Here is a 22,507-nt window from a genome sequence, read left to right as displayed (position 1 = left end):
CGGGAAGGCCGGCGCCCGCAAAGCGCCGGCTCTGCCGGTCAGCCTGCGGCCCAGGTCAGGGCGCGCGGTGCCGGCCGCCAATCGCGCTGACCGACAGCCGGGTTTCACCGGCCACGGTGCGATGCGCCGCGGCGCGCCAGGCGTGGCCGTAGGCGACTTCGATACTCAGCACGATCAGGCCGTCGGGCCGGCGCTGCGCTTCCAGCGCGGCGCCGAGGCGATCGCGCCAGTCGCGGCCCACCAGGCCGCCGCGCCGGCCTTCGGCCGGGTTGCCGCCCAGCGCGCGTACGTCCTGCAGCAGCTTTTCCGGGCTGCGGTAGGTCAGGGTCAGGATCTCCTGGTCCATGACCGGATCCGCGAAGCCGTTTTCCACCAGCAGGTCGCCGAAATCATGCATGTCCACGAAGGACGGCGTAGCCGTGCGCAGGCCGGCGTCGTCCAGGGCCTGGCGCAGTTCCCGCAGCGTGGCCGGCCCAAGACAGGAGAACATCGCCAGTCCGCCCACTTTCAGGATGCGCCGCCATTCCGCCAGCACGGCGTGCGGAGCGCGGTGCCAGTGCATGGCCAGGTTGGACCACACCAGTTCCAGCGATTCGGGCGCCAGGCCCGTCGCCGCCAGGTCGGCGTTGACGAAGGCAGGGGCGGCCGGGCCGCGGCGCGCCAGCTTGCCGATCCAGGCCGACAGGCCGGCAGGGGCATGGCGCTTGCGCGCCTGTTCCAGCAGCGGTTCGCAGTTGTCCAGCCCGGTATAGGCGGCGTCGGGATAGCGTTCACGCAGCAGCGGCAGGTTGTCGCCCGCGCCGCAGCCCGCGTCCAGCATGGCTTGCGGCTGGACCCGGATGTATTGCAGGCGGCCCAGCATGCGGCGGGCGATTTCCCCGTACAGGAACTGGGCCTCGGCCAGGTCGCCGCGGCGGGCGAATTGCCGGGGCACGTCGGCGCTGACGATGGGCAGGGAGGGGAGCGTTGCGGATTCTGGCAGGGACATTTCGGTCGCACCCGCGTCTGCAACGCGGGCGGATCATGGTTTCATGAGGGATGGCATCCATTATTGCGCATCCCGGCCGCGGCTTCCGATTGCCCCTACGGGTCATGGGGCGGTGGCTGCTGTCGCGCGTCGGTTGCGACTGCCCCTTGTGCGGCGCCCGGGTGGCGGGTGCTAGGCTTTGCGCGGGCTGCGAGGCGGATATCTGCGGCGATGCTCTCCGCCGGGCCGATAGTGGGGTGGTCGCGCGTCGCCCTGCAGCGCCACGCTGTCCTCGTTGCGCCCTGCGGTTGCGCCCGGATGCGCCGCACTGCGCCGCCTGCCTGGGCGCGCCCCGGACGTTTTCGCGCACGATTGCCGCCTTTGACTACGCGCCGCCCGCCGACACCCTGATCCTGATGCTGAAGACCCGGCTGCGCCTCAGCATGGCGCCGGTGCTGGCCCGGATGATCGCGGCTGCCGTGGCCCGCGACGGGCCTGCGTCGGACGGCGCCTTGCTGGTGCCCGTTCCCGCCAGCCGTGCATCGCTGCGCCAGCGCGGCATGAATCCGGCCGGCGAAATTGCACGCAGCCTGGCGGCGGAGCTGGGGCTGCAGCTGGCGCGCGGGCTGCTGCGGCGCCGGCGCGAGACGCCCCGGCAGACCGCGCAGGGCCGCCAGGCCCGCCGGCTCGGGGCGCAAAACCTGTTTTATTGCGTGGGCGACGTGCGCGGCCGGCAGCTGCTATTGGTGGACGACGTCATGACCACCGGCAGCACCGCCAACGCGGCCGCCGCTGCGCTGCTGGCAGCAGGAGCTGCGGATGTCACGGTGCTGGTGGCGGCGCGCACGCCCTGAGCCGGCCCCCAGGTAAATCGGCGACAATTCCCGGTGCGCGGCGACGTTTCCGCCGCAAGCCGTCCCGAGTCCCTAGCGCCATGTTCCACGTCATCCTTGTTTGTCCCGAAATCCCGCCCAATACCGGCAACGCCATCCGCCTGTGCGCCAATACGGGCGCGCAATTGCACTTGGTTCGTCCCTTGGGCTTCGAGCTCGACGACGCCCGCATGCGCCGCGCCGGCTTGGATTACCACGAATGGCAGCCCGTCCGCGTGCACGACACGCTGGAGGAGGCTTTGGCCGATACCGGCGCCGCGCCGTCCAGCATCTACGCGCTGACCACGCATGCGCAACGCAGCGTGGCGGATATCGGCTTCAAGCCGGGCGACGTGTTCGTATTCGGCCGCGAAACGTCGGGCCTGTCGGAAGAACATCAGGCGATGTTCCCGCCCCAGCAGCGCCTGCGCCTGCCGATGCGCGCTGGCCAACGCAGCCTGAACCTGTCGAATGCCGTCGCCGTGACGGTGTTCGAGGCCTGGCGTCAGCAGGGGTATGAAGGGGGAGTGTGACGGGGGCGCGCTGAAGCCGGCGCGCCTGGCCCGTCACGGCTGGGCTGCAATCAATCCAGCGACAGATTCAGCTTCTCGATCACCTGGTCCCAGCGCGCCTTTTCATTCTTGATGCGGGCGGTCAGGGCTTCGGGCGTGGACGGCGCGGGCGTGAAGTACTGTAGCGCCAGCTGCTTGCGCACCGCATCGCTGCCGATGATGCGCGCCAGCTCGCTGTTGAGCCGTTCGACGATGGGCGTGGGCGTGCCGGCGGGAACCAGCACGGCATTCCAGGAAATTGCTTCAAAGTCCGGATAGCCCTGGGATGCCATCGTCGGCACGCCCGGCAGCGCCTCGCTGGGCTGCAGGCTGGTCACGGCCAGCAGCTTCACCTTGCCGTCGCGGGCCTGGGGCACGGCGATGGCGGGCACCATGAAGCCGGCCTGGACATCGCCGCCGATGATGGCCGAGATGACCTGCGGGAAGCCGGAATAGGGGATGTGCGCCAGGTCCACGCCGGCGCTTTCCTTGAACATTTCCATCGCCAGATGAGCCGAGCTGCCCGGGCCCACGGAACCGTAGTTAAGCGAATTGCCGCGGCCTTTCACCAGCGTGACGAAGTCCTTGACGTTATCGACCTTCAGGCTGCTGGGCACGACCAGCACGTTGGGGCTGGTGCCCACCAGGGATACCGGCTGCAGGTCGCGCAGCGGGTCATAGCCCAGCGTCTTTTTGTACAGCGTGGGGGCGGTGACCAGCGGGCCGTTGATCGTGTAGAGCAGCGTGTAGCCGTCCGGCTTGGCCTGCGACACGATGCGCGTGCCGATGTTGCCGCCGGCGCCCGGCTTGTTGTCGATCACGATGGGCTGGCCCAACGCCTGCGACAGCGGTTCCGAGATGGTGCGCGCCAGGATGTCGGGCGACGAGCCGGGCGGGAAGGGCACGACCATGTGGATCGGACGGTCGGGCCAGTCGGCATGGGCGGCGGCGGGCAGGATGGCGGCCAGGCTCAGGCACAGGCCGCGTAGCAGCGGGCCGACCCGGAACTTGCGGGTTTGCGTCATGAAGGATGTCTCCTCGGGGTTGTGCGTGGTATTTGTTTTTGGGGCGGCTCAGCGGGGCCGGTTGTCCGGCGACGCGTCCGGCTGGCTGGCTATCCCGCTTTCGTAGCGGGCGTCGCGCGCCAACAGGGCGGACACGGCCGTCATTGGGGCCACGCCGTCGAACAGCACGGCGCAGACGGCTTCGGTGATGGGCAGTTCGACCCCGATGGCGCGGGCGCGGTCCAGCGCGGCGCGCGCGCAGCGCACGCCTTCGGCCGTGATGCCGCTGGCCAGGATGTCGGCCAGCTTGCGCCCGGCGCCGATCTCCAGGCCCACGCGGCGGTTGCGCGACAGCTCGCCTGTCGCGGTCAGGACCAGGTCGCCCAGGCCGGTCAGCCCGGCGAAGGTCTCGGCCTGCGCGCCCAGCGCCACGCCGAAGCGGGTCATCTCGGCCAGGCCGCGGGTGATCAGCGCGGCGCGGGCATTGGTGCCCAGGGCCAGGCCGTCGCCAATGCCGCAGGCGACCGCGATCACGTTTTTCAGCGCGCCGCCCACTTCCACGCCCACCAGGTCGGTGCTGGCGTAGACGCGCAGCGCCGCGCCGTGGAAGGCGGCAGTGGTGGCATCGCGCAAGGCGGGGCTGTCGCTGGCCACGGTCAGCGCGACCGGCAGGCCCTGCGCGACTTCGCGCGCGAACGAGGGGCCCGACAATGCGCCGCCGGTGGCGCCAGGCAGGGCCTCGCGCATGATTTCATGGGGCAGCCTGGCCGTGTCGGCTTCAAAGCCCTTGCACGTCCAGACGATGGGAGTGTCCTGCAATCCCAGCGCGGGCAGCCGGCGGGACAGCTCGCCGCAGATGGCGGTCAAGCCGGCCACGGGCACGCCCAGCACGATCAGCCGGCGCGCGCCGTCTTCTTGCAGGCTGCGCAGCGTGGCGTCGAGATCGGAGGAGATATTCAGTGCCTGCGGCAGGGCGATGCCCGGCAGGTAGCGCGCGTTTTCGTGCGAGGCGGCCATGTCGGCGGCCTGCGCGGCATCGCGCGCCCAGAGTACGGTGGCGTGGCGGCGGCTGGCAGCCGCCGCCAGCGCGGTGCCCCAACTTCCCGCACCCAGGACGGCGACGCGCAGGCGTGGCTCGATGGGATTTTTCATCGCCGAGCCGCCTCAAGATGAAAAGCGCCCCCACGGGGGGCAGCAAGCCGAAGGCGCAGCGTGGGGGCTCTTTTCATTGGACGCCGCGGCTGCTTTACTGGCGGGTCGCGCCGGGGGGCAGGATGATGCCCGAGTCGCTGCCGTTGCCGTTGGCGGCGCTTTGCTGCTGTTGCAGCTCGGCCAGGCGCTGCTCGTACAGGGCCTGGAAGTTCACTTCGGTCAGGTGCAGCGGCGGCATCGAGGTGCGGGTGATCGCGTCGGCGATGTTGGCGCGCAGGTAGGGGTACAGCATGGTCGGGCAGACGATGCCCAGCAGCGGGTCGAGCTGTTCTTCGGGGATGTTGGCGGCCTCGAAGATGCCGGCTTGCGTGCCTTCGACCAGGTACACGACCTTTTCATTGATGCGGGTGGTGACGGTGACGGTAACCGTGGTTTCGAACACGGTTTCAGCCAGGCGCTGGCCACCCACGGTGATGCTTACCTCGACCTGGGGCGCTTCCTGTTCCAGGAAGACGTGGGGCGCATTCGGCATTTCCAGCGAAAGGTCTTTCAGGTAGACGCGCTGCAGATTGAACGAGGGCGCGTTGCCGCCTTCTTGCTGGGTGTTTTGGTCTTGATCAGCCATGAGTGTTTCCGTTGGTGGGAGGGGCAAAAAGGGGGCGATTTAGCTGGCCAGCATGGGGGCAAGGCCACCCGAGCGGTCCAGGGCCATCAGGTCGTCGCAACCGCCGACGTGGGTATCGCCGATGAAGATCTGCGGGACGGTGCGCCGGCCGGTGCGTTCGATCATGACGTCGCGCTGGGACGGGTCCCGGTCGATCTGGATGATTTCCAGGTCGGTCACGCCGCGCTGCTCCAGCAGGGCTTTGGCGCGGGCGCAATAGGGACAATAGTCCTTGCTGTACATGACGACTTTATTCATGGGCGCTCCTGTGAGTACAAGAATAGGTAGATGGGGGCGCGGCCCCAGGCTTCAACCCTTCTGGGTCACGGGCAGGCTGGCGGCCGACCAGGCGCGCATGCCGCCTTCCAGCGGCACGACATCGGCGAAACCCTGGGCGCGCAGCTTGGCGGCGGCGCGGGCAGAATCGCGGCCATTGTCGCAAACCACGACCAGCGGCTTGTTCTTGGGCAGCGAGGCGGCCTTTTGCTCCAGATCGGCCGCCGGCACGTTGCGGGCTTGGGCGATGTGGCCCGCCTGGAACTGTTCGGCGGGACGGACGTCGACCCATACGGCCTGGCGCTGGTTGACCATCTGGATGGCTTCGGTCGTGCTCACGGCCGAGCCGGTGCGGCCTTTGCGCAGGGCGGGGATGGCCAGCATGATGCCGGAGATCACGGCAACGGCGACGATGAAGACGTTGTTTTTATCGATCAAGAATTGCAAAAGGTCCACGGGGCATCCTGAAGTGCGGCGACTAGCCTGGTATAGGCGAACCCTGATGCGCCGCGCCGCAGAAATGGGCGGGTGCGCCGGGGCAAAATCAAGGGCAAAATCGCTCAATTATAAAATGAGCGCATTCCTTCACTTTAACCCGCGTTACAAGCGTCCCAAATCATGCACAAACTCGTTCTGATGCGCCACGGCGAAAGCCAGTGGAATCTGGAAAACCGCTTCACCGGTTGGACCGACGTCGACCTCACCGAGACCGGCCGCGAACAGGCCCGCAAGGCCGGCGAACTGCTCAAGAAAGAAGGCTTCACCTTCGATCTGGCCTACTCGTCGCTGCTCAAGCGCGCCATCCGCACCCTGTGGATCGCCCTGGACGCCATGGACGCCATGTACACCCCGGTCGGCGTGACCTGGCGCCTGAACGAACGTCACTACGGCGCGCTGCAAGGCTTGAACAAGGCCGAAACCGCCGCCAAGTACGGCGACGAGCAAGTGCTGATCTGGCGCCGCGCCTACGCCATCGCCCCGGAACCGCTGGCGCTGGACGACGAACGCCACCCGCGTTTCGACAAGCGCTACGCCAAGGTGCCGGCCGACCAGCTGCCCGCCACCGAATGCCTGAAGGACACCGTAGCCCGCGTGCTGCCGTTCTGGAACGAATCCATCGCTCCGGCCATCCGCGCCGGCCGCAATGTCCTGATCGCCGCCCATGGCAACAGCCTGCGCGCCCTGATCAAGCACCTGGACAACGTGTCGGACGAAGACATCGTCAACCTGAACATTCCCACCGGCCAGCCGCTGGTGTACGAATTGGATGATGACCTGCGCCCGATCCGCCACTATTATCTGGGCGATGCCGCCGAGATCGAGGCGGCCATGGCTGCGGTGGCAGCCCAGGGCAAGGCTAAGAAGGACTGATATTCCTATGCGTCGCGCGGCAGGGTTGTTGTTGGCGGTCATGTTGACCGGTGGGGCGCTGTCGGCTCGCGCCGCGCCCAACGACCTTGCCGGCCGCCAGTCCGACGCGGAAAAGCAGCAGGCCGCCTTGCGCGACCGCATCGAGAACCTGCAAAAGGATATCGATGACCGCGAGGCTGCCCGCAAGGAAGCCGCCGACTCGCTCAAGCAGTCCGAGTCGGCGATTTCCAAGATCAATCTGCGCCTGCGGGAGCTGGCCGAGGCCAACCGCCAGGCGCAGGCCGACCTGACCGGCCTGGAAAAGCAGATCGGCGCCCAGCAGGCGGTGCTGGCCAAGCGCCGCACCGAACTGGCCGAACAGCTGCGCACCCAGTACACCAGCGGCCTGTCGCCCTGGACCGCCCTGTTGTCGGGCGACGATCCCCAGGTGCTGGGGCGCAACCTGGGCTATCTGGATTATGTGTCGCAGGCCCGCGCCCAGGCCGTGCAGGCCCTGCGCGAGGACATCGAGCGCCTGGCCGCCCTGCAGGGACGCGCCGACGCCCGCCGCGCGGAAATCGAAAAAGTCGTGGCCGAGACCTCCGAGCAGAAGACCGCGCTGGTCGGTCAGCAAAAAGAGCGCGCTACGCTGCTGGCCCAGCTGGAAGGGCAGATCGCCGCCCAGCGCGCCGAAGCCAACAAGCTGGGCCGAGATGATCAGCGCCTGTCGCGGCTCATCACCGATCTGGACGCGGCCATCGCCAAGCAGATCGAGGACGCCCGCCGCGCCGAGGAAGCGCGCAAGCGGGCCGAGGAAGTGCGTCGCGCGGAAGAAGCGCGCCGCGCCGCCGAGGAAGCCAAAAAACGCGCCGACGCCGAGCGCCGCGCCGCCGACGAGGCCCGCAAGAAGGCCGAGGCTGACCGCAAGCTGGCCGCAGACAATGCCAAGCAGGCCGCCGACAACGCCAAGCGCGAGCGCGACGCCCGTGACGCCCGCGATGCCGCCCAGGCGCGCGAACAGGTCGAAGCCGCCTCACGCCAGAACCGCGGTCCCGTGGCCGTGGCCGACCCGGATGCCGCCGGACTGCGCCCGGCCGAGCAGAAGCAATCCCGGCTGACCACGCCCGAACCGCCGCCTCAGACCAAGCCCGCGGAACCGCCCAGGAAGGCGGAACCTATAGAGGAAAAACCCGCTCCAAGCCGTAGCGAGCCTGCGCAGCAAACCCAGACCGCGCGCGCCGCGCCGGCGGTGGGCGGCGGCAACGGCTTGCGCCACGGGCTGTCCATGCCGGTGCGCGGCCAGGTGCAGGGGCGCTTCGGGGTCGACCGTCCGGATGGCGGCGTATGGCGCGGCGTGGTGCTGCGCGCGGCCGAAGGCACGCCGGTCAAGGTGGTGGCCCCCGGCACGGTGGTCTACGCCGATTGGCTGCGGGGTTTTGGCAACCTCATCATTGTGGATCATGGGCAGCAATACCTGACCGTCTATGCTTACAACCAAAGTCTGCTCAAACGGGTGGGAGATTCGGTGACGGGTGGCGATACCATCGCCACGGTCGGGGCGACCGGCGGCCAAGTGGAATCCGGCCTATACTTTGAAATTCGCCATCGTGGCGCTCCTGTGGATCCGGCACAATGGCTGGCGCAGTAGATTGATGTCGTTGGTAATTACCAAACCCCATCGGCGAAAACAAAATTCGGGAAGTGTGCATGGGCACTCGTAAGTTTCGCGGTTTCGGTCTGATTGCCATCGGTGCGGTGGCTGGTGTGTTGCTCAGCGTAGGCGTGACCGCGGTCGCCCAGCGCGGCAGCCCTCTGCCACTGGACGAACTCAGGCAGCTGAGCAATGTGTTCGCCGCCATCAAGAACAACTACGTCGAGGCCGTCGACGACAAGACCCTGATCGACAATGCCATCTCCGGCATGGTGTCGAACCTCGACCCGCACTCGGCCTACCTGGACGCCGACGCCTTCCGCGAAATGCAGACGGCCACGCAAGGCGAGTTCGGCGGCCTGGGCATCGAGGTCGGCGCGGAAGACGGCTTCGTGAAGGTCATCTCGCCCATCGAAGACACGCCCGCGGCCCGTGCCGGCGTGATGGCTGGCGACCTCATCATCAAGATCGACGACACGCCCACCAAGGGCATGACGCTCAACGATGCCGTCAAGCTGATGCGTGGCGCGCCCAAGTCGCCGATCACGCTGACCATCATGCGCGCCGACCGTCCGCAGCCCATCGTGCTGAAGATCGTGCGCGACATCATCAAGGTGCGCAGCGTGCGCAGCAAGATGCTGGACAACGGCATCGGCTACGTCCGCGTCGCCCAGTTCCAGGAAAAGACCGGCGCCGACCTGGCCAAGCAATTGAAGGACCTCGGCGCCAAGGAAGCCCCCAAGGGCCTGGTGCTGGACCTGCGCAACGACCCGGGCGGCCTGCTGACCAGCGCCATCGGCGTGTCCGGCGCGTTCCTGCCGCCCGACTCGGTGGTGGTGACCACCGACGGCCGTACTCCGGACGCCCGCCACAAGTACCTGGCCACGCCTTCGGAATACGCCCGCGGCGAAAGCAACTACCTGGCCGGCCTGCCGGCCTGGACCAAGACCGTGCCGATGGTGGTGCTGGTGAACGTGGGCTCCGCCTCGGCGTCCGAGATCGTGGCCGGCGCGCTGCAGGACCACAAGCGCGCCAAGGTCCTGGGCAACCGCACCTTCGGCAAGGGCTCGGTGCAGGTGATCCTGCCGCTGTCCGAAACCACTGCGGTCAAGCTGACCACCTCCCGCTACTTCACCCCGAGCGGCCGCTCGATCCAGGCCACCGGCATCGAACCCGACTACGTCGTGGCCGACACCGCCGAAGGCGACCTGTTCCGCCTGCCGCGCGAAGCCGACCTGCAGCGCCACCTGTCCAACCAGCAGACGGCCAACGAAGTGAAGTCCAGCGCCGGCGAAGACAACGCCGATGTGCCGGCCAAGGTGTTCGAATTCGGCGGCAAGGACGACTTCCAGCTGCAACAGGCCCTGAACGTGCTGGCCGGCAAGCCGGTGCAGAAGGGTTCGGCCCGCGCCCAGGCCAAGGCTGATGCCAAGGCCGGCGGTGGTACGCCCCAGCGCATGAAGATCACGCCGACCGGAGTCGAGCCCAGCAAGGACAAATGAACGACGAGCAACTGCTGCGCTACGCCCGCCACATCCTGCTCGACGAGCTGGGAATCGAAGGGCAGGAAAAACTGCTGGCGGCGCGTGTGCTCATCGTGGGGGCGGGCGGACTGGGTTCCCCCGCCGCGCTCTATCTGGCCACTGCCGGCGTGGGCGACATCACCCTGGCCGATGACGATGTCGTCGAGCTGAGCAACCTGCAACGCCAGATCCTGCACACCACCGCCAGCGTCGGCCGCCACAAGGCCGAGTCGGGGCGGGACATGCTGGCGGCCTTCAATCCGCAGACTCGGGTCCATGCCCGCGTCGAGCGGCTGGAAGGCCAGGCCCTGTCCGACGCCGTCGCCCAGGCGGACCTGGTGCTGGACTGCACCGACAACTTCACCACCCGCCACGCCATCAACCGCGCCTGCGTGCAGCACCGCAAGCCACTGGTATCGGGCGCGGCCATACGCTTCGACGGCCAGGTCAGCGTCTATGACCTGCGCGACGACAACGCGCCCTGTTACCACTGCCTGTTCCCGGAAGCGGACGACGTCGAGCAAGCCAATTGCGCCACGATGGGCGTGTTCGCCCCGGTCGTCGGCATCATCGGCAGCATGCAGGCCGCAGAGGCCCTGAAACTGCTGTCCGGGGTGGGCGAAAGCCTGTCCGGCCGCCTGCTGTGGCTGGACGTGCGCACCATGCAATGGCGCAGCGTCAACGTCCAGCGCGACCCGGAATGCGCCGTCTGCGGCCATCGCGGGCACTGATTTCCTGCCCGGGATTGGCCCCGCGGACAATATTAAAGGCTTGAAATACCTGCTATAACGCCAGCCAGCCTACCCGAAAGCGGGTAGATGGCCAGGGACGTGACCGCGTGGATACAGCACTGAAGTTCAGTTTGCCCAAATGGCGCCTGACGCGTTGGCTGACGCATTCCGGGCACGACACCCCTGCGGACATCCGTTCGGCCCTGATCGCCAGCTTGTTCGGCACGCTGCCCATTTTTGCCGGCGGCGTCATCAACACCCTCATGATCTCCGGCGTGGTCGCCTGGCGCCGCCCCGAGCCGCTGTACCTGTCCTGGCTGGCGATGGAGGTGATACTGGCCCTGGTCCGCGTGCTGATCCTGCGGTCCGCCTTGCGCGCCGCGCCCAAGGGCGGCAATACCCATACCGATATCTACATCCTGCTGGCGCTGCTGTGGGCGTTCAGCGTGGGCTACGGCGTCTTCGTCACCTTCATCAACGGTGACTGGCTGGCCGCCACCCTGGCCGGCGTGTCCTGCGGGGCCATGGCCGGCGGCATCTGCTTCCGGAACTACGGCGCGCCGCGGCTGGTCGGCGCCATGATCTTCCTGAGCCTGGGGCCGATGTGCCTGGGCGCGGCCTTCACCGGCGAATACGTCACAGCCATCGTCTTCATCCAGATTCCGTTCTACCTGGTCAGCATGAGTGTCGCCTCGCACCGGCTCAACCGCATCCTGGTGTCGACCATGCTGGCCGAGCGCGACAGCGAACGTCGCGCCAGCGAAGACGCGCTGACCGGCCTGGCCAACCGCGCCGGCCTGCAGGCCGCGCTGGAGCGCGTCTGCGCCAGCGCGCGCGGCCAGGACAGTTCTGCGGCGCTGTTGTACATGGACATGGACGACTTCAAGCTCATCAACGACACCTACGGCCATGCTGCCGGCGACCAGGTGCTGATGACCATCGCCCAGCGCATGCGCTCCATGTTGCGGGTGGACGACGTGGCCGCGCGGATTGGTGGCGACGAGTTCATCGTGCTGGTGACCGGCATTGACGCCACGGCCGCGCTACGGCTGGGCGAGCACCTGCTGCATGACGCTTCCCAGCCGATCACGCTGGCGGATGGCACGCGGGTCAGTGTCGGCCTGTCCATCGGCATTTCCATTGTGTCCGGCGCCAACCGCAGTCCGGAAGCTGCCTTGCATTCCGCCGATGCCGCCCTCTACCGGGCCAAGGCGCAGGGCGGCCGCTGTTGCGCGGTGGCCGGGGCGGATGAGGCCGAAAAGACCGTCCGGGACGACGAACCCGCCGTCGCCTGATCCGCCCGCTTCGCGTAATCCATCAAGCCTGAACCCGATCTGGAAGCGGCTTCTTTCTAAAAAGTTATCAGATAACCTGAGAAGTGTGCCTATAATGCCCGGATGCTGACCAAGAGCCTCACCCTGACCGAACAGGTCGCCCGCCAGATCGCCGCCGACATCGCCGGGGGCGCCTATCCCGTCGGCGCAAAGCTGCCGGCGGGCCGCGTGCTGGCCGAGCAATACGGCGTCAGCGCCGCGGTCATCCGCGAGGCCACCGAACGCCTGCGAGCCCAGGGTCTGATCCAGAGCCGGCAGGGTTCCGGCAGCACCGTGTTGTCGCGCACGGGCGCGCAGGGCTTCCAGCTGTCCGCCGGCATCGCCGTGGACCGCAAGCAGTTGGCCGGGGTCTACGAATTGCGCATGGAGCTGGAAGGCGGCGCGGCCGCGCTGGCTGCGCTGCGGCGCGACGATGCTGACCTGGCCGCCATGGCGCGCGCCCTGGCTGACCTGGGATCGCATCTGGAAGACCCGGAGCAGGGCGTGGAGCACGACATCGCCTTTCACCGCGCCATTGCCGCCGCCACGCACAACAGCTGCTACCAGGACCTGTTGCAGTATCTGAACCTGCAGCTCAGGCTGGCGGTCAGCACTGCGCGCAGCAACAGCCGCCTGCAGGCCGGTTTGACGGCCGCCGTGCACCAGGAGCACGTGGCCGTGTTCGAGGCCATCCGCGCGCGCGATCCCGAACGGGCGCGGCACGCCGCCGCCCGCCATCTGCAACAGGCGGCCAGCCGCCTGCAACTCGATCTCCTCTCTCCCGCCGCAAGGCAGACATCATGAGCGCATCCGACTTTACGCAACGCCTGGTCCAGGCCCTGGGCCCCGATACCGTCATCACCGCCGAGGCCGACATTGCGCCCTGGCTGTCCGACTGGCGCGGCCTGTACAAGGGCAACGCGCAGGCGGTGGTGCGCCCGCGCACAACCGCCGAGGTCGCCACTTGCCTGGCGCTGTGCCAGGAGGCAGGCGTGCCGGTAGTGCCGCGCGGCGGCAACACCGGCCTGTGCGGCGGGGCCACGCCGGATGCCGCCGCGGGCAATGTGGTGCTGAGCCTGGACCGCATGAACGCCGTGCGCTCCATCGACACCATCGCCAACACCATGGTGGCCGAGGCGGGCGCGATCCTGGGCAATTTGCGCCGTGCCGCGCAGGACGCCGGCCGCCTGCTGCCGCTGAGCCTGGCCGCGGAAGACTCCAGCCAGATCGGCGGCAACGTCGCCACCAACGCCGGCGGCGTGAACGTGGTGCGTTATGGCATGGCGCGCGAACTGGTGCTGGGCCTGGAAGCGGTGCTGCCCACGGGCGAGATCTTCCACGGCCTGCGCACGCTGCGCAAGGACAACACCGGCTATGACCTCAAGCAATTGCTGATCGGCTCCGAAGGCACGTTGGGTGTCATTACCGCCGTCGCCTTGCGGCTGTTCCCGCGCACTGATGTGCGCTCGGTGGTGCTGGCCGCCGTCGAGTCGCCGGCGCAGGCCCTGCAACTGTTCGAGATCCTGTTCGAACAATGCGGTGCGCGGCTGCAGGCGTTCGAGTACTTCTCGGGCGACTGCCTGGATCTGGTGCTGGCGCACGCCGCGGGTGTGCAGGAACCTTTTGACCAGCGCTATCCGGCCTATGTGCTGGTGGAGCTGGCGGACACGGCCGATGAGGCCGCGCTCAATGGCCTTGTTGAAAACGTGATCGGCACGGCGCTGGAACGCGGCCTGTGCCTGGACGCAGCCGTGTCGGCGTCGCTGGCGCAATTGCAGGCGCTGTGGAAGCTGCGCGAGGAAATCTCCGAAGCCCAACGCGCCGACGGCCCGCACCTGAAGCACGACGTGTCGCTGCCGATCGAACGCATTCCCGACTTCATGGAATCCGCCGAGGCCCGCGTGCGCGCGCTGTACCCGGACATCCGCCCCTTCATCTTCGGCCACTTCGGCGACGGCAACCTGCACTACAACCTGTCGCGCCCGGCCGGAGCCGATCGCGACTGGGTGGCGGTGCATGGGGCGGCGATCACTGATGCGGTGCTGGACGAGGTCAATCGCTATGGCGGGAGCATTTCGGCAGAACACGGGATCGGGCAGCTGAAGCGGGATCATTTCCTGCATAGCAAGGACGCGCTGGAGTTGCGGTTGATGCGGGAAATCAAGGCTGTATTGGATCCTGCGGGGATTATGAATCCGGGGAAGTTGCTGTAGTTTTTTTTGGGTTGTTTTTGAGCGGGGCTTCGGCGGTGTGCATGAGCGAAGCTTCGTAGGCCGCACGGCGGTGCGGGCGGCATGGCGGCGAGCGCCCACGATTGCGGTCCGGAGCGTTCGCTCCGGACTGCCCCTTCGTCATCTTCGTCACCGCCTTCGGCGGTTCCTTCAGATTCCCTCGGGCGCATCGAGGTTGCTCGCCGCCATGCCGCCCGCACCGCCGTGCTATCTGCGTCTTGGCTTGTTGCGTTGCTAGAGCCGTGTTCAGTGGCGAGTCTTGCGGGGCCCGCTCATTGCGGCCGCCCGGGCGGCCGCAATGAGCATGCGCGCTTGCTTGCGTCGTGATGGGTGCGCTGGCGCGAATGCGACGAGCGGTTTGCTAGTGGTTGTCGCCGTTTTTTGGGGGGCGGTGATGGGCGGCGCGCGTTGGACAGAAGCTTGCGCACGCGGATCCTCTCGCGCGCCGCCCATCCGGCGGCGGAGTTGAAATGACGAACGTTTGCCGCCTCATGACGCTTCCGTGGGATGGGTGAAGCATCAAGTAAGAACCCCAGCGTCCAGCACAAGTAGCTCACGGCCGGACCCTTACACACTCCCCCGTCCTGCCCATCTCCACGCACTCAACACCAGCGCGCAGCGTCATCCTTCGACGCGAGACACCGCGTAAGCCCCCAAAGGCCGCCCGCGCGGCCGGCCGGGGGCGGGCCCCGCAAGATCCTCGCCCACCCCCGCCGGTGGCGAAAACGCCAAGCAAACAGCTCGTCTCGGCGATCGTGAAAATTCAACAGACAGAGCACGGCGCGGCAGTGGCCTGCCGGGTGCGGGGCGTCGATAAGCCCGAGGGAATCGGAAGGGAAGGCCGTAGGCCTGGACGACGATGACGACGGGGCAGTCCGGAGCGAAGGCTTCGGACCGCAATCGTTGCCCCGCGCCCGGCAGGCCACTGCCGCGCCGTGCGCCTCAAGAACTCAACGCACACGCAGCAGCAAAAACATCACTGCCGATGATAAACCTCGGCTCCCTTCTTAACGAACTCCACAGACTTCTCCTGCATCCCTTTCTGCAACGCATCCTTCTCGCTAACCCCCTGAGCCGCCGCATAATCCCGCACGTCCTGGGTGATTTTCATGGAGCAGAAATGCGGTCCGCACATCGAGCAGAAGTGCGCCACCTTCATCGAATCCTTCGGCAGCGTTTCGTCGTGGAATTCCTTGGCCGTGTCCGGATCCAGTCCCAGGTTGAACTGGTCGTCCCAGCGGAACTCGAAGCGCGCCTTGGACAGCGCGTTGTCGCGGATTGCCGCGCCCGGGTGGCCCTTGGCCAGGTCCGCTGCGTGGGCTGCGATCTTGTACGTGATGATGCCGTCCTTCACGTCCTTCTTGTTCGGCAGGCCCAGGTGTTCCTTGGGCGTCACATAACAGAGCATCGCCGTGCCGTACCAGCCGATCAGCGCTGCGCCGATGCCCGAGGTGATGTGGTCGTAGCCGGGGGCGATGTCGGTGGTCAGGGGGCCCAGCGTGTAGAACGGCGCCTCGTGGCAGTGTTCCAGCTGCAGCTCCATGTTTTCCTTGATCATCTGCATCGGTACGTGACCCGGCCCTTCGATCATGACCTGCACGTCATGCTTCCACGCCACCTGCGTCAGTTCGCCCAGCGTCTTCAGCTCGGCGAATTGCGCCTCGTCGTTGGCGTCGTAGCCCGAACCCGGGCGCAGGCCGTCGCCCAGCGAGAAGCTGACGTCGTAGGCCTTCATGATTTCGCAGATTTCCTCGAAACGCTCGTACAGGAAACTTTCCTTGTGGTGCGCCAGGCACCACTTGGCCATGATCGAACCGCCGCGCGAGACGATGCCGGTCATGCGGTCGGCCGTCATCGGGATGAACGGCAGACGCACGCCCGCGTGGATGGTGAAGTAGTCCACGCCCTGTTCCGCCTGCTCGATCAGCGTGTCGCGGAAAATCTCCCAGGTCAGGTCCTCGGCCTTGCCGTCGACCTTCTCCAGCGCCTGGTAGATCGGCACGGTGCCGATCGGCACGGGCGAGTTGCGGATGATCCATTCGCGCGTTTCGTGGATGTGCTTGCCGGTGGACAGATCCATGACCGTGTCGCCGCCCCAGCGGATCGCCCAGGTCATCTTTTCCACTTCCTCGCCGATGCCGGAGCTGACGGCGGAGTTGCCGATGTTGGCGTTGATCTTCACCAGGAAGTTGCGGCCGATGGCCATCGGCTCCACTTCAGGGTGGTTGATGTTGGCGGGGATGATGGCACGTCCGCGCGCGATCTCGTCGCGCACGAACTCGGGCGTGATGGCCGCGGGAATCGAGGCGCCGAAGGACTGGCCGGGATGCTGGCGCAGCAGGCGCTTGACCATCTTTTCGCCATCGGGGCCGCTTTCGCGCAACGTCTGCAGGTAGTGTTCGCGGCGCAGGCTTTCGCGGATCGCCACGTATTCCATTTCTGGCGTGATGATGCCGCGGCGCGCGTAATGCATCTGCGACACGTTGGCGCCCGACTTGGCGCGGCGCGGCGGACGCTGCAGGTCAAAGCGCATGGCCGTCAGCTTGGGATCGGTCAGGCGTTCCTTGCCGTAGTCGCTGGTCGGGCCCGACAGCACTTCCGTGTCGCCGCGCTCTTCGATCCAGCCGCGGCGCAGTTCGGGCAGGCCGCGGCGGATGTCGATCTTGGCTTCGGGGTCGGTGTAGGGGCCGCTGCAGTCATAGACCGTCAGCGGCGGGTTCTTCTCGCCACCGAACATCGTCGGCGTATCGTCCTGCTCGATCTCGCGGAACGGCACGCGGATGTCGGGGCGCGAGCCCACTTCATACACGCGGCGGGATTTGGGCAGCGGTGCGACGGCCGCCGCGTCGACTTCGGCGGTAGCGGCCAGGAATTTGGGATTGGCGTTCATGGAAAGCTCCAAGCGAGTGGTTGGAGCCGATCGGGAAGGAATTCCCGCCGCGCGCGCAAAGACGCATGGCGGGAATACGGCTCCCAGCATCGGCATTATCCGTACTGGTACGAAGGGACTCTCTCAACACGTCCGGCCATGTAGGCGGGACGAGTACCCCTGCGCGAAAGCGAAGTATAGAGGCTGGCGCGCGTTCCGACGAATCGCGCGGCTGCTGCGCCGCGTCGGCCGGAGCAGGCGGGAGCTGGTATTACCGCTTTACAATTGGATTCAGACTATGGCGACACCGTCATTCAGGTTCGGTACACTTTTCCCAGTGCCGGGGATGAAGTGCATCGCCTGGTCTTAGTCCACATTAAGAAGGAAACGAGCATGCAACTGACCCTACGCAAATTGGCGCCCGCCCTGGTAGTCGTGACGTTGGCGCTAGCGGGTTGCAAGACCGCCCCGACTAAGACGTCTGGCGACACCGCCACGCCGCAAGCAGGCCAAGAGGCCGCCAAGCCGGCAGCCGCGGCCTCGGTGGACTTCTACCTGGCGCAGAAGCAGCCTGGCGCAGGCATGCGCGAAATTGCGCTGCCTGACGGCAAGCTCTACATGCAGACCGTGCCCGTCCTGACGCGCGCCGACCTCACCGACGCCGCCGCGCTGGTGGACCGCCAGGGTCAGAACTTCGTCGGCCTGCGCTTCTCGGAAGCCGGCGCCCGCAAGCTCAATGACGTCAGCACCAAGAACGTCGGCAACATGCTGGCGCTCGTGATCGACCAGGAACTGGTCGCCGCTCCGCTGATCGGCGAACCGCTGAACCGCGGCGTGCTGGCCTTTGGCGTGGCCTCGGCCCAGGCCGCCTCGGAAATCGCCGCCAAGATCCGCGGCGACGCTGCCGTGCCGCCGGCTGGCGGCGCCGCTCCGGCTCCTGCTGCCAAGCCCTGAACAGAGCACAGCAAGCGACAAAAAAGCCCGGCATGCCGGGCTTTTTCATGGCCGCGCACAATGCGCGGGGGAGGGTGGATGAGGGCTTGGCGTCTTTTGCGCGGTCCCATGCGCCTAACGGTGCAGGGCGCGTAGCGCGATCTCAGGCTCGTTGGCCACGACTTTCAGCAGAGCAGCAGCTGGTCCGGTAGGAGACCGGCGCTTTTGCTCCCAGTTTTGCAAGGTGCGAACGCTGACCTGCAACGCCGCCGCAAACTCAGCTTGAGACAGCTTGGTCTGTTCGCGCACCCGCTTCACATCCAGAGGATCAAGCGTGGATATTCTCGAAGGACGCGTCTCTCCCTTGCGTATCGCTGCCGCTTCTTTGAGACTCGCCTTCAAATCGGCGAATAACTGCCTGTCCATGTCACAAGTCCTTTACCAACGCCCGCAGTTCAGAAAGTTCCGCTGAGCTCAAGTTGTCCCGCAAGTTCTTTGGGTAGGCCAACAGCATCAGAATCTGGTCGTCATCGGTGAGCCAGTAATAGATCACCCGTATCCCCCCGCTCTTGCCGATTCCCGGCCGCGCGTGGCGCACCTTTCGTATGCCGCCTCCGCCAGGAATCACATGGCCGCAGGCGGGATCCTCCAGCAGCATTTGCTGCAATTCACGATAACCATCATCTGGCAGCAGGGACGTGATTTGCCTACGTGCTTTACCGGGAGGCAGGGGAGCTACTGCGCGATATCTGTCACTGGGATGCGCTTGGCGGGCGCGCGCTTGCGCGAGGCCGGCAAAGATAGTTTGCGATCAGCCCAGCTTGCGGCCGCGCGTCTTGGCGCCGCGACGGACGAGGATGGTTTTTTCGATGTAGGCCTGCGTGATCGATTCAAGGATCAGGCGGTCGTCGGCCGTGAGCGATTCGAACTGCGAAGGCGAAATGTTGGGGAAGGGCCAGGGCGCCATCGGACGCGGCCGGCCGCCGGGACGCGGCACGGGTTCGGCCACGCCAGGCGCGGGCAGCGTGTTGCTGAGGTCGTAGCCTTCCACGGGAAGTTCCAGCGGGCCCTTGCCGGTTTCCAGCCATTCGACCTCGACCTTCAAGACCTGTGCCAGCTTGCGGGCCGAGCGGCTTGAGTGCCGCAGGCCGCTTTCGTAGCTGCCGATGGCGCTTTGCGAAATGCGCGCAAGACGAGCGAGGTCTTTCTGCGTGTGGCCACGCAGCAGGCGCGCATGCTTCAGTCGGTCTGAGAATGTTTTCACACCGGCGATTGAAGCTTGCTGGTCACGCGCTTTGGTGGTTATAAATATTACTTAAGTGATATTTATCAAAGGTGAGCGCATGGAGCAACGAGGCAGCGTCTTCGTCGTACGGCTCGACGCAACGGCGCGCGAGGATTTCGCCGAGGCTTTGCGTCTGATGCGTTGGCAGGTCCGCGTGTTCGATTCGTCCGCTGCCGTATTGGAACACTTGCAGGCGCAGGGCGCTGATGCCCTGGTACTTTTGGGAGGTATTAAGGGCGTGCCTGGCCTCATCGCCATGCTGCGCCGGGCGGCGCCCGCTGCGGCGGTGCTGTGGCAGGCCGCGGATGCCAGCGCGTCGGATCGCATTGCCGCGCTGGATGCGGGGGCGGACGTCTGTACCCCTGCGGGCATGGACGCGCTGGAATGGGATGCTCTGCTGCGCAATCTGTACCGGCGCGCGCCGTCCACCGCCTTGCCTTGGCGACTAGACCCGCACGTGGGCGCACTGGCGGGACCGGCTGGCGAGTTCCTGCCGTTGACGGTCACCGAGCGCGCTTTTTTTGTCCGCTTGTTGAGCGCGCCGGGCTACTGCCTGCGCCGGGAATGTTTTTTCCCTGCCGGTACGCGCAAGTCCATGGAAGGGGCGCGGCGGGTGGATGTGCTCTTGTCGCGGCTGCGCAGCAAGGCGCGCCGCCTCAATATCGACTTGCCCGTGCTTGCGGTGCGGGGATGGGGCTACATCCTGCTGCCCGAAGGCGCCGCAAGAGAGCAGGGTCTCAGAGTACTACCAGGTTATCCCGATGCATGAGTTCGGGTTCGGTCATGCTGCCCAGGATGCGCGCGATCTGCGACGAAGGCTGTCGCAGGATGCGGCGGGTGTCGGCCGATGAATAGTTGATCAGGCCACGGGCGCATTCTCGGCCCTGGCCGTCCACGCAGGCGACCACGTCGCCACGGCCGAACTCGCCTTCCACCTCGGTCACGCCGATGGGCAGCAGGCTCTTTCCTTCGCGCAGCAGCGCCTGCACGGCGCCGTCATCCAGCACCACGCGTCCGCGCAGGCGCAGGTGATCGGCCAGCCATTGCTTGCGCGCGGACCACACGGGCAGCACGGCGCGCAATTCGCTGCCGATGCACTCGCCCTGGGCCAGGCGCGTAAGCACATTGCGCTCGCGGCCCGATGCGATGACGGTATGCGCGCCGCTATGCGCCGCGCGCTTGGCCGCCAGCACCTTGGTCAGCATGCCGCCGGTGCCGATGCCGCTGCCCGCGCCGCCGGCCATGGCTTCCAGCGCGGGGTCGCCTGCCTGGGCATGCGACATGAACTTGGCGTCGGGATTCTTGCGCGGATCGGAGTCGTACAGGCCGCGTTGATCGGTCAGGATGATCAGCGTGTCGGCTTCGATCAGATTGGTGACCAGCGCGCCCAGGGTGTCGTTGTCGCCCAGCCGGATTTCGTCGGTGACGACCGTGTCGTTTTCGTTCACGATCGGCACCACGCCCAGGCGCAGCAGGGCGAACAGCGTGCTGCGCGCGTTCAGGTAGCGGTGGCGGTCGGCCAGGTCTTCGTGCGTCAGCAGGATTTGCGCGGTGCGCAGGCCGTATTCGGCGAAGGCCGCTTCGTAGGCCTGGCACAGGCCCATCTGGCCCACGGCCGCGGCTGCCTGCAGTTCGTGCATGACCGACGGGCGTTTGCGCCAGCCCAGGCGCGCCATGCCTTCGGCGATGGCGCCGCTGGAGACCAGCACGATCTGCTTGCCCTGCTTGTGCAGGGCGGCGATCTGCGCGGCCCAGTGCGCCACGGCGGCGCGGTCCAGGCCTCGGCCTTCGTTGGTGACCAGCGACGAGCCGACTTTGGCGACGAGACGCTGGGCGTTGGTGACGACGGAAACGGCGGGTGTTTCAGCAGACATGATGGCGGCCGGCTGCGGCGAGAAAAAGGCGTAATCGTAAGGACTGCGATTATGGCTTATTCGTCGTCGCCGCGCGGCGCGGGGCGCTGGTCGGCGGTCGAGCGCTTGTCGTCGAAGCGCGGGTCCGGCGCGACATAGTTCTCTTCGGCCTGGTCTTGCGACAGGTGTTCCTTTTCGCGTTCGGCGTCCAGGTAGTCCTGCAGCGCATAGATCAGGTCTTGCGTGCCTTCGCCCGACAGGCCGGAAATGCCGAACACCGGGCCCTTCCAGTCGTAGAGTTCAAGGAAGCGGCGCTTGGTGTCCTCGGGATCGGGCACCATGTCCAGCTTGTTCAGGACCAGCCAGCGCGGCTTGGCGGCCAGTTCCGGATCGTAGCGGCGCAGTTCCTCGACGATGGCGCGCGCGTCGACCACGGCCTGCTCGACCGGATCCGCGTCCGGGTCGGGCGTGGAGACGTCCACCAGATGCAGCAGCACGCGGGTGCGCGCCAGGTGGCGCAGGAACAGGTGGCCCAGGCCGGCACCTTCGGAGGCGCCTTCGATCAGGCCGGGAATGTCGGCCACGACGAAGCTGCGCGACGGCGAGGTGCGCACCACGCCCAGGTTGGGGTGCAGCGTGGTGAAGGGGTAGTCCGCGATCTTCGGCTTGGCATTGGAGATGCGCGTGATCAGCGTGGACTTGCCGGCGTTGGGCAGGCCCAGCAGGCCCACGTCCGCCAGCACCTTCAGTTCCATGCGCAGGTAGCGGTGTTCGCCTTCCTTGCCGGGCGTCCACTGGCGGGGCGCGCGGTTCACGCTCGACTTGAAATGGATATTGCCCATGCCGCCCTGGCCGCCTGCGGCCAGCACCACCTTCTGGTCGTGCTGGTTGAGGTCGAACAGGATTTCGCCGGTGTCGGCGTCATGGATGATGGTGCCCACCGGCACGCGCAGCGTGATGTCCGGAGCGGCCGCGCCGTACTGGTCCGAGCCGCGGCCGTTTTCGCCGTTCTTGGCGCGGTGCAGGCGCGCATAGCGGTAGTCGATCAGCGTGTTGATGTTGCGGTCTGCCACGGCGTAGATGGTGCCGCCGCGTCCGCCGTCGCCGCCGTCCGGGCCGCCTCTGGGAATGAATTTTTCGCGGCGAAAGCTCGCCACGCCATTGCCGCCTTTGCCGGCGACGACTTCGATGGTGGCTTCGTCTACGAATTTCATGATGTCCGCGCGTGTAGTGGTAAGGAGTGGGGCGGGGCCGTCATTCGGCGCCGCCGGGAGGCAGGGGC

At 66.9% G+C, this 22,507-nt stretch carries 23 protein-coding genes; 11 read left to right on the top strand and 12 right to left on the bottom strand.

Going from position 1 to position 22,507, the window contains the following annotated elements:
- Window positions 1-55 precede the first annotated feature (55 nt).
- Window positions 56-988: a methyltransferase domain-containing protein gene (locus tag IB258_RS19970; protein WP_119450202.1), complete on the bottom strand. Its 933-nt coding sequence runs from the start codon at window positions 986-988 to the stop codon at window positions 56-58.
- 287 nt (window positions 989-1,275) lie between these two features.
- Between IB258_RS19970 and IB258_RS19965 the strand changes: the two genes are divergently transcribed.
- Window positions 1,276-1,821 carry a ComF family protein gene (locus tag IB258_RS19965; protein ID WP_370539845.1) on the top strand — a complete coding sequence of 182 codons (546 nt, stop codon included), beginning with the start codon at window positions 1,276-1,278 and terminating at the stop codon, window positions 1,819-1,821.
- A gap of 80 nt (window positions 1,822-1,901) precedes the next feature.
- Window positions 1,902-2,372: a tRNA (cytidine(34)-2'-O)-methyltransferase gene (locus IB258_RS19960; RefSeq protein ID WP_054457725.1), complete on the top strand. Its 471-nt coding sequence runs from the start codon at window positions 1,902-1,904 to the stop codon at window positions 2,370-2,372.
- A gap of 50 nt (window positions 2,373-2,422) precedes the next feature.
- On the opposite strand, the gene IB258_RS19955 is transcribed toward IB258_RS19960, so the two are convergent.
- The 5 genes from IB258_RS19955 to IB258_RS19935 form a co-directional block, all read right to left on the bottom strand.
- Window positions 2,423-3,415, bottom strand: coding sequence for a tripartite tricarboxylate transporter substrate binding protein (locus IB258_RS19955; protein WP_192353098.1), 993 nt, complete (start codon window positions 3,413-3,415; stop codon window positions 2,423-2,425).
- A gap of 48 nt (window positions 3,416-3,463) precedes the next feature.
- Window positions 3,464-4,546, bottom strand: a complete 1,083-nt coding sequence (locus tag IB258_RS19950) for an NAD(P)H-dependent glycerol-3-phosphate dehydrogenase (RefSeq protein ID WP_054457723.1) — start codon at window positions 4,544-4,546, stop codon at window positions 3,464-3,466.
- 94 nt (window positions 4,547-4,640) lie between these two features.
- Window positions 4,641-5,171 (bottom strand): protein-export chaperone SecB, encoded by a 531-nt coding sequence (gene secB, locus IB258_RS19945; protein WP_054457722.1) that lies wholly within the window; start codon window positions 5,169-5,171, stop codon window positions 4,641-4,643.
- A 39-nt stretch (window positions 5,172-5,210) separates the two neighbouring features.
- Complete coding sequence (gene grxC, locus IB258_RS19940; protein ID WP_054457721.1) at window positions 5,211-5,468, bottom strand: glutaredoxin 3; 258 nt, start codon at window positions 5,466-5,468, stop codon at window positions 5,211-5,213.
- A gap of 51 nt (window positions 5,469-5,519) precedes the next feature.
- Window positions 5,520-5,942 carry a rhodanese-like domain-containing protein gene (locus IB258_RS19935; RefSeq protein ID WP_059378185.1) on the bottom strand — a complete coding sequence of 141 codons (423 nt, stop codon included), beginning with the start codon at window positions 5,940-5,942 and terminating at the stop codon, window positions 5,520-5,522.
- A 162-nt stretch (window positions 5,943-6,104) separates the two neighbouring features.
- Here IB258_RS19935 and gpmA point away from each other — a divergent pair, with 162 nt between their 5' ends.
- The 7 genes from gpmA to IB258_RS19900 all read left to right on the top strand — a co-directional run bounded on the left by gpmA (window position 6,105) and on the right by IB258_RS19900 (window position 14,267).
- Window positions 6,105-6,857 (top strand): 2,3-diphosphoglycerate-dependent phosphoglycerate mutase, encoded by a 753-nt coding sequence (gene gpmA / locus IB258_RS19930; RefSeq protein ID WP_054457719.1) that lies wholly within the window; start codon window positions 6,105-6,107, stop codon window positions 6,855-6,857.
- Between the two features lie 7 nt (window positions 6,858-6,864).
- A complete protein-coding gene (locus IB258_RS19925; protein ID WP_175213042.1) occupies window positions 6,865-8,484 on the top strand; it encodes a murein hydrolase activator EnvC in 1,620 nt (539 codons plus the stop codon).
- A 59-nt stretch (window positions 8,485-8,543) separates the two neighbouring features.
- Window positions 8,544-9,989, top strand: a complete 1,446-nt coding sequence (locus tag IB258_RS19920) for a S41 family peptidase (protein WP_054457717.1) — start codon at window positions 8,544-8,546, stop codon at window positions 9,987-9,989.
- Window positions 9,986-10,741 carry a molybdopterin-synthase adenylyltransferase MoeB gene (locus tag IB258_RS19915; protein WP_054457716.1) on the top strand — a complete coding sequence of 252 codons (756 nt, stop codon included), beginning with the start codon at window positions 9,986-9,988 and terminating at the stop codon, window positions 10,739-10,741. The genes IB258_RS19920 and IB258_RS19915 overlap by 4 nt, the downstream gene beginning before the upstream one ends.
- Window positions 10,742-10,848: 107 nt before the next feature.
- On the top strand, window positions 10,849-12,036 hold the full coding sequence (locus IB258_RS19910; protein ID WP_175182282.1) for a GGDEF domain-containing protein: 1,188 nt from the start codon (window positions 10,849-10,851) through the stop codon (window positions 12,034-12,036).
- Window positions 12,037-12,138: 102 nt separating this feature from the next.
- Window positions 12,139-12,858, top strand: a complete 720-nt coding sequence (locus tag IB258_RS19905) for a FadR/GntR family transcriptional regulator (RefSeq protein ID WP_175182281.1) — start codon at window positions 12,139-12,141, stop codon at window positions 12,856-12,858.
- A complete protein-coding gene (locus IB258_RS19900) occupies window positions 12,855-14,267 on the top strand; it encodes an FAD-binding oxidoreductase (protein ID WP_175160791.1) in 1,413 nt (470 codons plus the stop codon). The genes IB258_RS19905 and IB258_RS19900 overlap by 4 nt, the downstream gene beginning before the upstream one ends.
- Before the next feature lie 994 nt (window positions 14,268-15,261).
- On the opposite strand, the gene thiC is transcribed toward IB258_RS19900, so the two are convergent.
- A complete protein-coding gene (gene thiC / locus IB258_RS19895; RefSeq protein WP_192353097.1) occupies window positions 15,262-17,175 on the bottom strand; it encodes a phosphomethylpyrimidine synthase ThiC in 1,914 nt (637 codons plus the stop codon).
- Between the two features lie 372 nt (window positions 17,176-17,547).
- On the opposite strand from thiC, the gene IB258_RS19890 reads away from it, so the two are divergent.
- Complete coding sequence (locus IB258_RS19890) at window positions 17,548-18,108, top strand: hypothetical protein (RefSeq protein ID WP_054457711.1); 561 nt, start codon at window positions 17,548-17,550, stop codon at window positions 18,106-18,108.
- A gap of 114 nt (window positions 18,109-18,222) precedes the next feature.
- On the opposite strand, the gene nadS is transcribed toward IB258_RS19890, so the two are convergent.
- The 3 genes from nadS to IB258_RS19875 form a co-directional block, all read right to left on the bottom strand.
- Window positions 18,223-18,513 (bottom strand): NadS family protein, encoded by a 291-nt coding sequence (nadS, locus tag IB258_RS19885; protein ID WP_119450206.1) that lies wholly within the window; start codon window positions 18,511-18,513, stop codon window positions 18,223-18,225.
- A gap of 1 nt (window position 18,514) precedes the next feature.
- Complete coding sequence (locus tag IB258_RS19880; RefSeq protein ID WP_192353175.1) at window positions 18,515-18,817, bottom strand: type II toxin-antitoxin system RelE/ParE family toxin; 303 nt, start codon at window positions 18,815-18,817, stop codon at window positions 18,515-18,517.
- 81 nt (window positions 18,818-18,898) lie between these two features.
- Window positions 18,899-19,351 (bottom strand): helix-turn-helix domain-containing protein, encoded by a 453-nt coding sequence (locus tag IB258_RS19875; protein ID WP_054457708.1) that lies wholly within the window; start codon window positions 19,349-19,351, stop codon window positions 18,899-18,901.
- Window positions 19,352-19,430: 79 nt separating this feature from the next.
- Between IB258_RS19875 and IB258_RS19870 the strand changes: the two genes are divergently transcribed.
- The gene (locus tag IB258_RS19870) at window positions 19,431-20,141 is read left to right on the top strand and encodes a response regulator transcription factor (RefSeq protein WP_192353096.1); all 711 of its coding nucleotides are present in this window, start codon (window positions 19,431-19,433) and stop codon (window positions 20,139-20,141) included.
- Here IB258_RS19870 and proB read toward each other — a convergent pair.
- Both proB and obgE read right to left on the bottom strand, forming a co-directional pair.
- The gene (gene proB / locus IB258_RS19865) at window positions 20,110-21,246 is read right to left on the bottom strand and encodes a glutamate 5-kinase (protein ID WP_054457706.1); all 1,137 of its coding nucleotides are present in this window, start codon (window positions 21,244-21,246) and stop codon (window positions 20,110-20,112) included. The genes IB258_RS19870 and proB overlap by 32 nt on opposite strands.
- A 56-nt stretch (window positions 21,247-21,302) precedes the next feature.
- The gene (obgE, locus tag IB258_RS19860; RefSeq protein ID WP_054457705.1) at window positions 21,303-22,439 is read right to left on the bottom strand and encodes a GTPase ObgE; all 1,137 of its coding nucleotides are present in this window, start codon (window positions 22,437-22,439) and stop codon (window positions 21,303-21,305) included.
- Between the last annotated feature and the right edge of the window lie 68 nt (window positions 22,440-22,507).

Origin of the sequence: Achromobacter sp. ACM02 (genome assembly GCF_014851605.1) — a bacterium.
GTDB classification, from domain to species: Bacteria; Pseudomonadota; Gammaproteobacteria; order Burkholderiales; family Burkholderiaceae_B; genus Achromobacter; species Achromobacter aegrifaciens.
This window is presented reverse-complemented; position numbering and strand designations above follow the sequence as displayed.

Excerpts from the sequence above, each read along its gene's own strand:
- IB258_RS19955 (WP_192353098.1), bottom strand. The coding sequence starts at position 3,415 with ATGACGCAAACCCGCAAGTTCCGGGTCGGCCCGCTGCTACGCGGCCTG.
- IB258_RS19960 (WP_054457725.1), top strand. The coding sequence starts at position 1,902 with ATGTTCCACGTCATCCTTGTTTGTCCCGAAATCCCGCCCAATACCGGC.
- thiC (WP_192353097.1), bottom strand. The coding sequence starts at position 17,175 with ATGAACGCCAATCCCAAATTCCTGGCCGCTACCGCCGAAGTCGACGCG.
- gpmA (WP_054457719.1), top strand. The coding sequence starts at position 6,105 with ATGCACAAACTCGTTCTGATGCGCCACGGCGAAAGCCAGTGGAATCTG.
- IB258_RS19890 (WP_054457711.1), top strand. The coding sequence starts at position 17,548 with ATGCAACTGACCCTACGCAAATTGGCGCCCGCCCTGGTAGTCGTGACG.
- IB258_RS19905 (WP_175182281.1), top strand. The coding sequence starts at position 12,139 with ATGCTGACCAAGAGCCTCACCCTGACCGAACAGGTCGCCCGCCAGATC.
- grxC (WP_054457721.1), bottom strand. The coding sequence starts at position 5,468 with ATGAATAAAGTCGTCATGTACAGCAAGGACTATTGTCCCTATTGCGCC.
- obgE (WP_054457705.1), bottom strand. The coding sequence starts at position 22,439 with ATGAAATTCGTAGACGAAGCCACCATCGAAGTCGTCGCCGGCAAAGGC.
- IB258_RS19970 (WP_119450202.1), bottom strand. The coding sequence starts at position 988 with ATGTCCCTGCCAGAATCCGCAACGCTCCCCTCCCTGCCCATCGTCAGC.
- IB258_RS19925 (WP_175213042.1), top strand. The coding sequence starts at position 6,865 with ATGCGTCGCGCGGCAGGGTTGTTGTTGGCGGTCATGTTGACCGGTGGG.
- IB258_RS19920 (WP_054457717.1), top strand. The coding sequence starts at position 8,544 with ATGGGCACTCGTAAGTTTCGCGGTTTCGGTCTGATTGCCATCGGTGCG.
- IB258_RS19870 (WP_192353096.1), top strand. The coding sequence starts at position 19,431 with ATGGAGCAACGAGGCAGCGTCTTCGTCGTACGGCTCGACGCAACGGCG.
- IB258_RS19950 (WP_054457723.1), bottom strand. The coding sequence starts at position 4,546 with ATGAAAAATCCCATCGAGCCACGCCTGCGCGTCGCCGTCCTGGGTGCG.
- IB258_RS19900 (WP_175160791.1), top strand. The coding sequence starts at position 12,855 with ATGAGCGCATCCGACTTTACGCAACGCCTGGTCCAGGCCCTGGGCCCC.
- proB (WP_054457706.1), bottom strand. The coding sequence starts at position 21,246 with ATGTCTGCTGAAACACCCGCCGTTTCCGTCGTCACCAACGCCCAGCGT.
- nadS (WP_119450206.1), bottom strand. The coding sequence starts at position 18,513 with ATGGACAGGCAGTTATTCGCCGATTTGAAGGCGAGTCTCAAAGAAGCG.
- secB (WP_054457722.1), bottom strand. The coding sequence starts at position 5,171 with ATGGCTGATCAAGACCAAAACACCCAGCAAGAAGGCGGCAACGCGCCC.
- IB258_RS19915 (WP_054457716.1), top strand. The coding sequence starts at position 9,986 with ATGAACGACGAGCAACTGCTGCGCTACGCCCGCCACATCCTGCTCGAC.